Source organism: Klebsiella sp. X13 (assembly GCF_003323835.1).
Taxonomy (GTDB): Bacteria; Pseudomonadota; Gammaproteobacteria; order Enterobacterales; family Enterobacteriaceae; genus Klebsiella; species Klebsiella ornithinolytica.
Genome location: NZ_CP030874.1, coordinates 5,103,651 through 5,117,796, shown reverse-complemented (window position 1 = coordinate 5,117,796; position 14,146 = coordinate 5,103,651). Strand labels below are relative to the sequence as shown.

General features: G+C 56.6%; 9 protein-coding genes and 1 rRNA gene. 7 read left to right on the top strand and 3 right to left on the bottom strand.

The features are described 5' to 3' along the window. Window positions 1-63: 63 nt before the first annotated feature. Window positions 64-179, top strand: a 5S ribosomal RNA gene (gene rrf / locus DSD31_RS24405). A 215-nt stretch (window positions 180-394) separates the two neighbouring features. On the opposite strand, the gene DSD31_RS24400 is transcribed toward rrf, so the two are convergent. Beyond that, window positions 395-838 (bottom strand): acetyltransferase, encoded by a 444-nt coding sequence (locus DSD31_RS24400; protein WP_048024718.1) that lies wholly within the window; start codon window positions 836-838, stop codon window positions 395-397. Between the two features lie 155 nt (window positions 839-993). Here DSD31_RS24400 and metA point away from each other — a divergent pair, with 155 nt between their 5' ends. From metA to aceK, 4 genes are all read left to right on the top strand, one after another. Further along, the gene (metA, locus tag DSD31_RS24395) at window positions 994-1,923 is read left to right on the top strand and encodes a homoserine O-acetyltransferase MetA (RefSeq protein WP_004856375.1); all 930 of its coding nucleotides are present in this window, start codon (window positions 994-996) and stop codon (window positions 1,921-1,923) included. Window positions 1,924-2,183: 260 nt separating this feature from the next. Then, window positions 2,184-3,785, top strand: coding sequence for a malate synthase A (aceB, locus tag DSD31_RS24390; RefSeq protein WP_004856378.1), 1,602 nt, complete (start codon window positions 2,184-2,186; stop codon window positions 3,783-3,785). Window positions 3,786-3,880: 95 nt separating this feature from the next. Further along, complete coding sequence (gene aceA / locus DSD31_RS24385) at window positions 3,881-5,185, top strand: isocitrate lyase (protein ID WP_032718554.1); 1,305 nt, start codon at window positions 3,881-3,883, stop codon at window positions 5,183-5,185. Window positions 5,186-5,286: 101 nt separating this feature from the next. Further along, the gene (gene aceK, locus DSD31_RS24380) at window positions 5,287-7,029 is read left to right on the top strand and encodes a bifunctional isocitrate dehydrogenase kinase/phosphatase (protein ID WP_004856382.1); all 1,743 of its coding nucleotides are present in this window, start codon (window positions 5,287-5,289) and stop codon (window positions 7,027-7,029) included. Between the two features lie 9 nt (window positions 7,030-7,038). Here aceK and DSD31_RS24375 read toward each other — a convergent pair whose 3' ends face one another. Beyond that, a complete protein-coding gene (locus tag DSD31_RS24375) occupies window positions 7,039-7,452 on the bottom strand; it encodes an ASCH domain-containing protein (RefSeq protein ID WP_004856384.1) in 414 nt (137 codons plus the stop codon). A 33-nt stretch (window positions 7,453-7,485) separates the two neighbouring features. Beyond that, window positions 7,486-8,313 (bottom strand): glyoxylate bypass operon transcriptional repressor IclR, encoded by an 828-nt coding sequence (gene iclR, locus DSD31_RS24370; RefSeq protein WP_004856386.1) that lies wholly within the window; start codon window positions 8,311-8,313, stop codon window positions 7,486-7,488. Window positions 8,314-8,509: 196 nt separating this feature from the next. On the opposite strand from iclR, the gene metH reads away from it, so the two are divergent. Continuing rightward, window positions 8,510-12,193, top strand: a complete 3,684-nt coding sequence (metH, locus tag DSD31_RS24365) for a methionine synthase (RefSeq protein ID WP_032718530.1) — start codon at window positions 8,510-8,512, stop codon at window positions 12,191-12,193. A 245-nt stretch (window positions 12,194-12,438) separates the two neighbouring features. Then, window positions 12,439-14,070 (top strand): Na/Pi cotransporter family protein, encoded by a 1,632-nt coding sequence (locus DSD31_RS24360; protein ID WP_004856393.1) that lies wholly within the window; start codon window positions 12,439-12,441, stop codon window positions 14,068-14,070. Window positions 14,071-14,146: the final 76 nt, after the last annotated feature.

Genomic DNA, 14,146 nt, shown 5'->3' with positions numbered 1-14,146 from the left:
GAAATGTTCAGCTTGATTACAGATTCATCATCACGCAGGAATGCGGGGTGAAAACAGAATTTGCCTGGCGGCGATAGCGCGGTGGTCCCACCTGACCCCATGCCGAACTCAGAAGTGAAACGCCGTAGCGCCGATGGTAGTGTGGGGTCTCCCCATGTGAGAGTAGGGAACTGCCAGGCATCAAATAGAACAAAAGGCTCAGTCGGAAGACTGGGCCTTTTGTTTTATCTGTTGTTTGTCGGTGAGTGACTCTTTGAGCAGGACAAATCCGCCGGGAGCGGATTTGAACGTTGCGAAGCAACGGCCCGAAGGGTGGCGGGCAGGAAAGCCCGCCATAAACGGCCAGGCATCAAATCAGTCAGAAGCCCGTCCTCACCGACGGGCTTTTTGCGTTTTAACGCGCGTCATAACGCAAATGAAGCAGCGGATAGGGTCGGCCATGGTCGTCATGATCGGATCGCCCGCTAACCACAAACCCCATATTCGCGTAAAATCCTACCGCCTGCGCGTTCTGCTCATTCACGTCGGTTGTGAGTCGGGGGATCAATCCCAGAGCATACATGACTAACTGGCGACCCACGCCCATACCGCGAAAGTCAGGATCAACAAAAAGGGCTTCCAGATGCTGTTCGGACAGCAGCATCAATGCGCAGGGCCTGTCCTCATGCGTGACCGCAACCCATAGCGGCGCCTGAGGAAAAAATGCGCACACCTGCCGCTCAATTTCCCTTCGGTCCTGCGCTGAAAGAAAGTGATGCGTTGCATCAACGGAACGGCGCCAGATTTCAATCAGTTGTTCGCTCTCATCGCTGCGCGAACGTCGAATCACTATATTCATGATATTTCCTTGCGATTAACCGCTGTATTCTATCCTGGAGATGGTTGAAACTTTCTCACCTTCCGCTTGCAGACTCGACATTTTCATTATTCCTGGTTATTGTTAGCTGTCTGGATGTCTAAACGTTTATACGTATGCTATGAGGTAATCAAGTTATGCCGATTCGGGTGCAGGACGAGCTACCAGCCGTCAATTTCTTGCGTAGTGAGAACGTCTTTGTGATGACGACTACGCGTGCAACAACTCAGGAAATTCGTCCGCTGAAGGTACTTATCCTTAACCTGATGCCGAAAAAAATCGAGACGGAGAATCAGTTCCTGCGCCTGCTTTCGAACTCTCCGCTGCAGCTTGATATCCAGCTTCTGCGCATCGATGCGCGTGAATCCCGCAATACGCCAAGTGAACACCTGAATAACTTCTACTGTAACTTCGACGATATTTGCGACCAGAACTTTGACGGCCTGATCGTCACCGGCGCCCCGCTGGGGCTGGTTGAATTTAATGATGTTGCCTACTGGCCGCAGATCAAACAGGTGCTGGAGTGGGCGAAAGATCACGTCACTTCTACGCTTTTTGTCTGTTGGGCGGTACAGGCTGCACTCAATATTCTGTATGGCATTCCTAAGCAGACCCGCGCAGAAAAAATTTCCGGCGTTTATGAGCATCATATTCTGCATCCTCACGCGCTGCTGACCCGCGGTTTTGATGACTCTTTCCTCGCCCCACACTCTCGCTACGCGGATTTCCCGGCGGCGCTGATTCGCGACTACACCGATTTAGAGATCCTGGCAGAAACGGAAGAGGGTGATGCCTACCTGTTTGCCAGCAAAGATAAGCGAATTGCCTTTGTGACCGGCCACCCGGAATACGATGCCAACACTTTGGCCAGCGAATATTTCCGCGATGTGGAAGCCGGCCTGAGTCCGGACATCCCGTATAATTATTTCCCGCAAAACGATCCGCAAAACAAACCGCGAGCCACCTGGCGCAGCCATGGAAATCTGCTGTTTGCAAACTGGCTTAACTATTACGTCTACCAGATCACTCCATACGATCTGCGGAATATGAATCCGACTTTGGATTAATCCTCCAGATAACGCGATCCTAAAGCGTTTCAGCATTTTGCCTCTGGCACCTTCGGGTGCCTTTTTTGTTTCCGAAATTCAACTCACGATAAAGAATAACTTTAATTTTAATGTTATCAGTATGTTGCGTTTTAATTAAATTAAAAATGGAAATTGTTTTTGATTTTGTGATTTTATTGAGTAGTCTTAATTGTGTTGAGCGAAAACCAGACAACGATCGTTCACTCGCGCCAACTGGATCAACCAATAGGAGCTACAAAATGACGCAACAGGCGACAATAACTGACGAACTGGCCTTCGGCCGGCCATATGGCGAGCAGGAAAAGCAGATTTTAACGCCTGAGGCGGTGGAGTTTCTGACGGAACTGGTGAGCCGGTTTACGCCTGAGCGCAATAAACTACTGGCGGCGCGTATTCAGCAACAGCAGGCGATTGACGCAGGAAGACTGCCTGATTTTATTTCGGAAACAGCTTCCATTAGAAATGGTGACTGGACGATCCGCGGTATTCCCGCCGATTTACAGGATCGTCGGGTGGAAATCACCGGACCGGTAGAGCGCAAAATGGTGATTAACGCCCTCAATGCCAACGTGAAAGTCTTTATGGCAGATTTTGAGGACTCGCTGGCACCGGACTGGAACAAAGTCATTGATGGCCAGATTAACCTGCGCGATGCGGTAAATGGCACCATCAGCTACACCAATGAAGCCGGCAAGATTTACCAGCTGAAACCCGATCCGGCGGTACTGGTATGCCGCGTGCGCGGCCTGCATCTGCCGGAAAAGCATGTTACGTGGCGCGGTGAGTCGATTCCCGGCAGCCTGTTTGATTTCGCGCTCTATTTTTTCCACAACTACAAAAACCTGCTGGCAAAAGGCAGCGGTCCTTACTTCTATCTGCCGAAAACCCAGGCCTGGCAGGAAGCGGCATGGTGGAGCGATGTCTTCAGCTACACCGAAGATCGTTTTGCACTGCCGCGCGGCACGATCAAGGCCACGCTGTTAATTGAAACCCTGCCGGCGGTGTTCCAGATGGATGAAATTCTGCATGCGCTGCGGGACCATATCGTCGGTCTGAACTGCGGACGCTGGGATTACATTTTCAGCTATATCAAAACATTAAAAAACCATGGCGACCGCGTCTTACCCGACCGTCAGGTTGTCACGATGGATAAGCCGTTCCTCAGCGCCTATTCGCGTCTGTTGATTAAGACCTGCCATAAACGCGGCGCGTTCGCGATGGGGGGAATGGCGGCGTTTATCCCCAGCAAAGATGCTGACCGTAACCGCCAGGTCCTTGCCAAAGTTACCGCAGATAAAGAGCTGGAAGCGAAAAATGGCCACGACGGCACCTGGATCGCCCATCCGGGGCTGGCGGATACCGCCATGGCGGTCTTCAACCAGGTCTTGGGCGAACGTCCTAACCAGCTGTTCGTCAGCCGGGAAGAAGATGCGCCGATCGCCGCCGACCAGCTGCTGGCGCCCTGTGAGGGCGAACGTACGGAAGCGGGGATGCGCGCCAATATTCGCGTCGCGGTGCAGTATATCGAAGCCTGGATCTCCGGCAACGGCTGCGTCCCGATTTACGGTCTGATGGAAGATGCGGCGACCGCCGAAATTTCGCGGACCTCCATCTGGCAATGGATTCACCATCAGAAAACCCTCAATGACGGTACGCCGGTCACCAAGACGCTGTTCCGTCAGTGGTTGGCGGAAGAGCTGATGGTCATTCAGGAGGAGCTCGGCGAACACCGCTACAGCAGCGGACGTTTTGACGATGCCGCTCGCCTGATGGAACAGATCACCACCTCAGAGGAGTTAATCGACTTCCTGACGCTGCCGGGCTACCGCCTGCTGGCGTAATCAGCGGGCAATTTTGTTTGTCTTTTTGGCCGCGGCCAAACTGCTTTCACCGATAACGCCTGGGAAGCCAGGAGAAAATAATGGAGCATCTGCACATGAAAACCCGTACCCAACAAATCGAAGAATTAAACAAAGAGTGGACACAACCGCGTTGGGAAGGCATTACCCGCCCCTATAGCGCTGAGGACGTGGTGAAATTGCGCGGCTCGGTCAATCCGGAATGCACGCTGGCGCAGCTGGGGGCGGCCAAAATGTGGCGACTGCTGCATGGCGAAGCGAAAAAAGGCTACATCAACAGCCTCGGCGCATTGACGGGCGGGCAGGCATTGCAGCAGGCGAAGGCCGGGATCGAGGCGATTTATCTCTCCGGCTGGCAGGTGGCGGCGGATGCCAACCTCGCCTCCAGCATGTACCCGGATCAATCGCTGTATCCGGCAAACTCGGTACCTGCGGTGGTCGATCGGATCAACAACACCTTCCGTCGCGCGGATCAGATCCAGTGGTCGGCGGGGGTTGAGCCGGGCGATCCGCGCTATACCGACTATTTCCTGCCGATCGTGGCGGATGCCGAAGCGGGTTTTGGCGGTGTGCTTAACGCGTTCGAGCTGATGAAATCGATGATTGAGGCCGGTGCAGCGGCCGTTCATTTTGAAGATCAGCTGGCATCGGTGAAGAAGTGCGGCCATATGGGCGGCAAAGTGCTGGTGCCGACGCAGGAAGCCATTCAGAAGCTGGTCGCGGCGCGTCTGGCTGCGGACGTGATGGGCGTACCGACGCTGGTGATTGCGCGAACGGATGCCGATGCAGCCGATCTGATTACGTCTGACTGCGATCCGTACGATCGCGAGTTTGTCACCGGCGAACGCACCAGCGAAGGATTTTTCCGTACCCATGCCGGTATCGAACAAGCGATCAGTCGCGGTCTGGCCTATGCGCCGTACGCGGACCTGGTGTGGTGTGAAACCTCGAAACCCGATCTGGAGCAGGCTCGCCGCTTTGCCGAGGCGATTCACGCGCGTTTCCCGGGCAAACTGCTGGCCTACAACTGTTCGCCGTCGTTCAACTGGAAGAAAAATCTTGATGACAATACCATCGCCCATTTCCAGCAGTCGCTGTCTGATATGGGTTACAAATACCAGTTCATCACGCTGGCGGGGATCCACAGCATGTGGTTCAACATGTTCGACCTGGCCCATGCCTACGCACAGGGTGAAGGCATGAAACACTATGTTGAGAAAGTGCAGCAGCCAGAGTTTGCCGCCGCGTCGCAAGGGTACACCTTCGTTTCTCACCAGCAGGAAGTGGGGACTGGCTACTTTGATAAAGTCACCACGATTATCCAGGGCGGGGCTTCCTCGGTCACGGCGTTGACCGGTTCGACGGAAGAAGAGCAGTTCTGATTGCTGCCCGGTGGCGCTGCGCTTACCGGGCCTACGAAAGTGGTAGGCCGGATAAGCGAACGCGCCATCCGGCATGAGCGGATGCCGGATGGGGAAAAGCGATGACGCGTGGCCTGGAATTATTGATTGCACAAACGATTTTACAGGGCTTCGACGCGCAGTACGGGCGTTTTCTGGAAGTCACTTCAGGCGCGCAGCAGCGTTTTGAACATGCCGACTGGCATGCGGTTCAGCAGGCCATGAAGCAGCGAATTCACCTTTATGATCATCACGTCGGGCTGGTGGTGGAACAGCTGCGCTGTATTACCGAAGGCAAAAGCACCGACGTGGATTTTTTACTGCGGGTGAAAGAGCAGTACACGCACCTGCTGCCGGATTACCCTCGCTTTGAGATTGCGGAGAGCTTTTTTAATTCTGTCTATTGCCGGTTGTTTGACCACCGCTCGCTGACACCCGAGCGGCTTTTTATTTTCACTTCTCAGCCGGAACGCAGCTTTCGTTCCCTGCCACGGCCACTGGCAAAAAACTTCTTTCCCGATCGCGGCTGGGAGGTGCTGTTAAGCAAAGTTCTCACCGACTTACCCCTGCGCCTGCCGTGGCAAAACAAGGCGCGCGACATCGGCTACATTAGCGCCAGCCTGCAGGAGGCGCTGGGAAGCGAGATGTTATCCCGCTCCCACCTGCAGATCGCGAACGAACTCTTTTACCGCAATAAAGCCGCCTGGCTGGTGGGTAAACTGGTTACGCCGGTGGCAACCCTGCCGTTTTTGCTGCCACTCCATCGCAGCGAGGAGGGCGAACTGTTTATTGATACCTGTCTGACGACTCATGCCGAAGCGAGCATCGTGTTTGGCTTCGCCCGCTCCTATTTTATGGTCTACGCGCCGCTGCCCGGTGCGCTGGTTGAATGGCTGCGCGATATTCTGCCGGGTAAAACCACCGCCGAACTGTATATGGCGATTGGCTGCCAGAAGCATGCGAAGACGGAAAGCTATCGCGAATACCTGCAGTATATTGCCCGCAGCGATGAGCAGTTTATTGAGGCGCCGGGCATCCGCGGCATGGTGATGCTGGTCTTTACTCTGCCGGGATTTGACCGGGTATTTAAGGTGATCAAAGACCGCTTTGCGCCGCAAAAGGAGATGACCGCCGCCCACGTTCGCGCCTGCTATCAGCTGGTAAAAGAACATGACCGCGTCGGGAGAATGGCCGATACCCAGGAGTTTGAAAACTTCGTGCTGGAAAAACGGCAGATTGCCCCGGCGCTGATGGCGTTACTGCAGACGGAAGCCGGCGCAAAAATCACCGATCTAGGCGATCGCATTGCCATCAGCCATCTCTATATCGAACGCCGGATGGTCCCGCTGAATATCTGGCTGGAGCAGGTGAATGGCCAGGCGCTGCGCGATGCGGTGGAGGAGTATGGCAACGCGATTCGCCAGCTTGCCGCCGCCAATATTTTCCCCGGCGATATGCTGTTTAAAAATTTCGGCGTGACCCGTCATGGCCGGGTGGTGTTCTATGATTACGATGAAATTTGCTACATGACCGAAGTGAATTTCCGCGATATTCCGCCGCCGCGCTACCCGGAAGATGAGCTGGCGAGCGAACCGTGGTACAGCGTGTCGCCGGGCGATGTTTTCCCGGAAGAGTTTCGACACTGGCTGTGCGCTGACCCGCGCATCGGGCCGCTGTTTGAAGAGATGCATGCCGATCTGCTGCGGGCGGACTACTGGCGAGCGCTGCAGACGCGCATTCGTCACGGCCATGTGGAGGATGTCTATGCCTACCGTCGCCGTCAGCGTTTTTGCGTTCGCTACGCCGCGTTGCAGCAGGCGGGGTAGGCGTGCTTCTCAGGCCACCTCGATCACGGCGAACTCTTCAAAGACCAGCTCCATATCGGGCGACCAGCTGCCTTCCCGGGCAAAAAATGCCTGATGAGCCTGCTGCCAGTACGCCAGACTGAGATCGCCTTCCCCTTCCAGCGCGGCCAGTTCCGCGCTCATTTCATTAAAGCGGATGAGGCGTAGCGACAGCGTGCGTATGACGCAGACTGCTTCGCCCGCGCCGTTAAGCACAATATGTACCGCACCAGGCGTCACCGGGCGCTCCTCAGCCTGATAGCTGGCGAAAGAGCCGCAGGTGGCACGTTTTTTCCCGGCAATGACCAGAGAGGCCAGTTCATCGGCCATTTCTGGTGAATCGCCAAAAGACCAGCAGAAGGCCTGCGGGTACTTTTCCTGCCAGAACGCGAGCGGCTTGCTCATCATAGGATCCTTTTATTGCTTTATTGCCGGAGGTTAGCGCATACCGCCGTAGGCCTGGGTTACCTCTTTCGCCGCTTTAATAACCAGCGCCCCCAGTTCGGTGACGCGATCGTCGGTCATCCGGGAAATCGGCCCGGAAATAGAGATTGCGGCAAACGGTTCGCGGTGTTCGTCATAAATACAGGAGGCGACGCAGCGTAAACCGAGGGCATGTTCTTCATCGTCAAATGAATAGCCGCGCTTGCGCGTCTGGGCTAAATCCTCTTTCAGATGGACCGGAGAGACCAGCGTGGCGTGAGTATAAGCATGCAGTCCTTTGCGATGCAGCAGACCGGTGACCTGCTCTTCGCTGAGCTGTGACAGGAACGCTTTACCCGCGCCGGAGGCGTGCATCGGGAGCTTACCGCCAATCGGCGCCGACATGCGCATCAGCTGCGTACACTGCACCTGATCAATAATAATTGCCTGGTGATCGCTTTGATCGAGCACCGCCAGATTGACGGTTTCACCGGAATCTTCCATCAGCTGGCGCAGGATCGGGTGGACGATCGCCAGCAGATTGCGGCTTTGCAGAAAGCTGCTGCCGACCACAAAGGCATGTGCGCCCACGGACCAGTGGCCCAGCTCACCAACCTGGCGGACAAAGCCCAGCTGCTGCATAGTCGTCAGCAGACGATGGGTGGTGGAGTTCGGCAGCCCGGCCTGCTGGGCCAGTTCGGTCAGTGCCACGCTGCTGTGAGACTCAGCAATCCATTCAAGCAATTTTAATCCACGGGTGAGCGACTGAACCTGGCCGCCAGCCTGAGGGGCGGCGGGCGTCGCGGGTTTTCTGCCGCGCTTAGCGGGAACGGGAGTAGCCATCGCAGATTCCTTTTTTCTGTATCGTGGAAATAGTTTTCATTTTATTTGCCGGATTTGCAATCACAACCGGACTGATCGGAGGAGTGAAGCTGAACATGTCTCATATTGCCCGTCGTTCTCTTTTCCGCTCTGGTGCTTTATGCCAGTATGGTCCGTTGAGTTTTTTCGGTCTGGTTGAGCGTTGTCGGGAGCGAGTGTGAGCAGCAAAGTTGAACAACTGCATCAGCAGTTAAAAAAACGTATTCTGGTTCTGGATGGGGGCATGGGCACCATGATCCAGGGCTATCGTCTGAGTGAAGAGGACTTCCGCGGCGAACGCTTTGCCGACTGGCCGTGCGATCTGAAAGGCAATAACGATCTGCTGGTGCTCAGTAAGCCGGAGGTGATAACCGCTATCCATGACGCCTACTTTGAGGCGGGGGCGGATATCATTGAAACCAACACCTTTAACTCGACGACTATCGCGATGGCGGATTACCAGATGGAATCCCTGTCGGCGGAAATCAACTTTGTCGCGGCAAAGCTGGCGCGCGCCTGCGCCGATGAGTGGACTTCCCGCACGCCGGAAAAACCGCGCTACGTCGCGGGCGTGCTCGGCCCGACCAACCGCACCGCTTCTATTTCCCCCGATGTTAACGACCCGGCCTACCGCAATATTACCTTTGATGGGCTGGTGGAGGCTTACCGCGAGTCCACCAAAGCGCTGGTGGAAGGGGGCGTTGACCTGATTCTGATCGAGACCGTGTTCGATACCCTGAACGCCAAAGCGGCGATCTTCGCCGTGAAAGAGGAGTTTGAGGCGCTGGGCGTTGAACTGCCGATCATGATCTCCGGTACCATCACCGATGCCTCCGGCCGTACGCTCTCCGGGCAAACGACCGAAGCCTTTTACAACTCGCTGCGCCACGCCGATGCGCTCACCTTCGGCCTGAACTGCGCGCTGGGGCCAGATGAGCTGCGCCAGTACGTGCAGGAGCTGTCGCGCATTGCCGAATGCTATGTCACTGCACACCCCAATGCCGGGCTGCCGAACGCCTTTGGGGAATACGATCTGGACGCTGACACCATGGCGGCGCAGATTCGCGAATGGGCGGAATCGGGCTTCCTGAACATCGTCGGCGGCTGCTGCGGCACCACGCCGGAACATATCGCCGCCATGACGCGCGCCGTTACGGGCCTCGCGCCGCGCGTGCTGCCGGAGATCCCGGTCGCCTGCCGTCTGGCCGGCCTGGAACCGCTGAATATCGGCGACGACAGCCTGTTTGTTAACGTCGGCGAGCGGACCAACGTGACCGGTTCAGCTAAATTCAAGCGCCTGATTAAAGAAGAAAAATATAACGAAGCGCTGGACGTTGCCCGTCAACAGGTGGAAAGCGGCGCGCAGATTATCGATATCAACATGGATGAGGGGATGCTCGACGCCGAAGCGGCGATGGTGCGTTTCCTTAATCTGATCGCCGGCGAGCCTGATATCGCCCGGGTACCGATTATGATCGACTCCTCGAAATGGGAGGTCATCGAAAAGGGTCTGAAATGTATTCAGGGCAAAGGTATCGTCAACTCCATCTCGATGAAAGAGGGCGTAGAGGCCTTCGTTGAGCATGCGAAGAAGGTGCGTCGCTACGGCGCTGCCGTGGTGGTGATGGCCTTTGATGAAATTGGCCAGGCCGATACCCGCGCGCGGAAAATCGAAATTTGCCGCCGGGCGTACAAGATTCTGACCGAAGAGGTGGGCTTCCCGCCGGAAGATATTATTTTTGACCCCAATATCTTCGCCGTCGCCACCGGCATTGAAGAGCACAACAACTATGCGCAGGACTTTATCGGCGCCTGTGAAGACATTAAACGCGAGCTGCCTCACGCGCTGATTTCCGGCGGCGTCTCGAACGTCTCCTTCTCGTTCCGCGGCAACGATCCGGTTCGCGAAGCGATTCACGCCGTCTTCCTGTACTACGCCATCCGTAACGGCATGGATATGGGGATCGTTAACGCCGGCCAGCTGGCGATTTATGACGATCTGCCGGTGGAACTGCGCGATGCCGTTGAAGACGTGATCCTCAACCGTCATGCTGACGGCACCGAGCGTCTGCTGGAGCTGGCGGAAAAATACCGCGGTAGCAAAACGGACGACTCCGCCAACGCCCAGCAGGCGGAATGGCGTAGCTGGGACGTGAAAAAACGGCTTGAATACTCGCTGGTAAAAGGCATTACCGAGTTTATCGAGCTGGATACCGAAGAGGCGCGCCAGCAGGCCGCTCGTCCGATAGAAGTGATAGAAGGCCCGCTGATGGACGGCATGAACGTGGTCGGCGATCTGTTCGGCGAAGGCAAAATGTTCCTGCCGCAGGTGGTAAAGTCGGCCCGCGTGATGAAACAGGCGGTCGCCTATCTGGAACCGTATATTGAAGCCAGCAAGGAAAAGGGCTCCAGCAACGGCAAGATGGTCATTGCGACCGTGAAAGGCGACGTCCACGACATCGGTAAAAATATCGTTGGCGTGGTGCTGCAGTGCAATAACTACGAAATTATCGATCTTGGCGTGATGGTGCCGGCGGACAAAATCCTCAAAACCGCCCGCGAAGTGAATGCCGACCTGATTGGCCTCTCCGGGCTGATTACCCCGTCGCTGGACGAAATGGTCAATGTGGCGAAAGAGATGGAACGCCAGGGCTTTACGATTCCTCTGCTGATTGGCGGAGCCACGACGTCGAAGGCCCATACGGCGGTCAAAATCGAGCAGAACTACAGCGGCCCGACGGTCTACGTTCAGAATGCCTCGCGCACCGTGGGCGTGGTCTCGGCTCTGCTCTCCGACACGCAGCACGATGATTTTGTTGCGCGCACGCGTCGCGAGTACGAAACCGTGCGTATCCAGCACGCTCGCAAGAAACCGCGCACGCCGCCGGTGACCCTGGCTGCCGCTCGTGATAACGATCTGGCCTTTGACTGGGCCAGCTACACGCCGCCGGTTGCTCATCGTCTGGGCGTGCAGAGCGTGGAAGCCAGCATCGAAACCCTGCGTAACTACATCGACTGGACGCCATTCTTTATGACCTGGTCGCTGGCCGGCAAATACCCGCGTATCCTCGAAGACGAGGTGGTGGGCGAAGAAGCGAAGCGGTTGTTCCACGATGCGAACGAGATGCTGGATAAACTGAGCGCAGAGAAGACGCTGAATCCGCGCGGCGTGGTGGGGTTATTCCCGGCCAACCGGGTGGGGGATGATATTGAAATCTATCGCGATGAAACCCGCACCCATGTGCTGACGGTCAGCCACCATCTGCGTCAGCAGACGGAAAAAGTCGGCTTTGCCAACTACTGCCTTGCCGATTTTGTGGCGCCGAAGCTCAGCGGCAAAGCTGACTACCTCGGCGCGTTTGCGGTGACCGGCGGGCTGGAAGAGGACGCGCTGGCGGAAGCGTTTGATGCGCAGCACGATGATTACAACAAGATCATGGTCAAAGCCATCGCCGACCGTCTGGCGGAAGCGTTTGCCGAATACCTGCATGAACGTGTGCGTAAGGTCTACTGGGGCTACGCGGCGAATGAGAACCTCAGTAACGAGGAGCTGATCCGCGAAAACTACCAGGGGATTCGCCCTGCGCCGGGCTACCCGGCCTGTCCGGAGCACACCGAAAAAGCGGTGATCTGGGAACTGCTGGATGTCGAGGCGCATACCGGCATGAAGCTGACCGAGTCGTTCGCCATGTGGCCGGGCGCATCGGTTTCCGGCTGGTACTTCAGCCATCCTGACAGTAAGTATTACGCGGTGGCGCAAATTCAGCGCGATCAGGTGGAAGATTATGCCCGGCGTAAAGGGATGACGCCTGCGGAAGTTGAACGCTGGCTGGCGCCAAACCTGGGATATGACGCGGACTAGAAGGCGAGCAGTCACCAATCCGTCATCTTAGCTGACAACTTAGCTGACAACTTAGCTTACAACTTACAGGGCGCCATTATGGCGCCCTGTCTCTTTATTGTGGTTAAACCCTTATACTGGTGTATTGATCCACAACGGCCGGCATCGACTGATATCGCCCCGGACGATATCTCCCGGATAAGCCCGGTGCGTTCAGGACGGGTTATCGGTATCTGTCCGTCGGGTAATAAGGAGAATAAGAATCCGTGTTAACTCTGCTGCATCTGCTGTCTGCTGTTGCCCTGCTGGTCTGGGGCACCCACATTGTTCGTACCGGCGTGATGCGCGTATTTGGCGCGCGCCTGCGTTCCGTCCTCAGTAGTAGCGTTGAGAAAAAACCGCTCGCCTTCTGCGCGGGGATTGGCGTCACGGCTCTGGTCCAGAGCAGCAATGCCACCACCATGTTGGTGACCTCATTCGTCGCTCAGGATCTGGTCGCGCTGACGCCTGCGCTGGTGATTGTGCTGGGGGCCGATGTGGGGACCGCATTGATGGCGAGGGTGCTGACCTTCGATCTGTCGTGGCTGTCGCCGCTGCTGATTTTTATCGGCGTGATTTTTTTCCTCGGGCGCAAACAAACGCGTGCCGGCCAGCTCGGACGGGTGGGGATCGGCCTGGGGCTGATTCTGTTAGCGCTGGAACTGATTGTGCAGGCGGTTCATCCCATCACCCAGGCAAATGGCGTGCAGGTGATTTTCGCCTCGCTGACCGGCGACATTATGCTCGACGCGCTGATTGGTGCCATGTTTGCCATTATCAGCTACTCCAGCCTGGCGGCCGTGCTGCTAACGGCAACGCTGACTTCAACCGGGGTGATTTCATTTCCGGTTGCGCTGTGCCTGGTGATTGGCGCCAACCTCGGCTCGGGGATTCTGGCGATGATCAACAACAGCGCCGCCAACGCTTCTGCGCGCCGCGTGGCGCTCGGCAGTCTGTTGTTCAAGCTGGTGGGCAGCCTGATTATTCTGCCGTTTGTGCATGTGCTGGCCGATGCGATGCATCGTATGCCGCTGCCGGAATCGGAACTGGTTATCTACTTCCACGTCTTCTACAACCTGATTCGCTGCGTGGCGATGGTGCCCTTTGCCGAGCCCATGGCCAGACTCTGCAAACGGATGATTCATGAAGATCCCGAGCAGGACCTCCATCTCAAACCAAAACATCTGGATACTACGGCGCTGGATACGCCGGCGCTGGCGTTGGCCAATGCCGCGCGCGAAACGTTGCGCATTGGCGACGCGATGGAGCAGATGCTCGAGGGGCTGCACAAGGTGATGCACGGCGAGCCGCGGGAGGAGAAAGAGCTGCGCAGGCTGGCGGACGATATCAACGTGCTCTACACCGCGATCAAGCTCTATCTGGCCCGCATGCCGAAAGACGAGCTGGCCGAAGAAGAGTCCCGCCGCTGGGCGGAGATCATCGAAATGGCGCTCAATCTCGAGCAGGCTTCCGATATCGTTGAGAGAATGGGCAGCGAAATCGCCGATAAATCGCTGGCGGCGCGCCGCGCCTTTTCAGTGGAAGGGCTGAAGGAGCTGGACGGGCTGTACGAGCAGCTGCTCAGCAACCTACAGCTGGCGATGTCGGTCTTTTTCTCCAGCGATGTCCCGAGCGCCCGACGCCTGCGCCGCAACAAGCATCGTTTCCGCATCCTGAACCGCCGCTACTCGCACGCGCACGTCGACCGTCTGCACCAGCAGAACGTGCAGAGTATCGAGACCAGCTCGCTGCATCTAGGGTTACTGGGGGATATGAAACGCCTGAACTCGTTGTTCTGCTCGGTGGCTTATAGCGTGATGGAGCAGCCGGATGAAGATGACGATCGGGATGAATACTAAGTCGTTTCCCCCGTCGGCGGATTAACCGGTCACGGGGGCGATATCCCGGCGGCGACGCTGACGCCGCAAGCCGGGA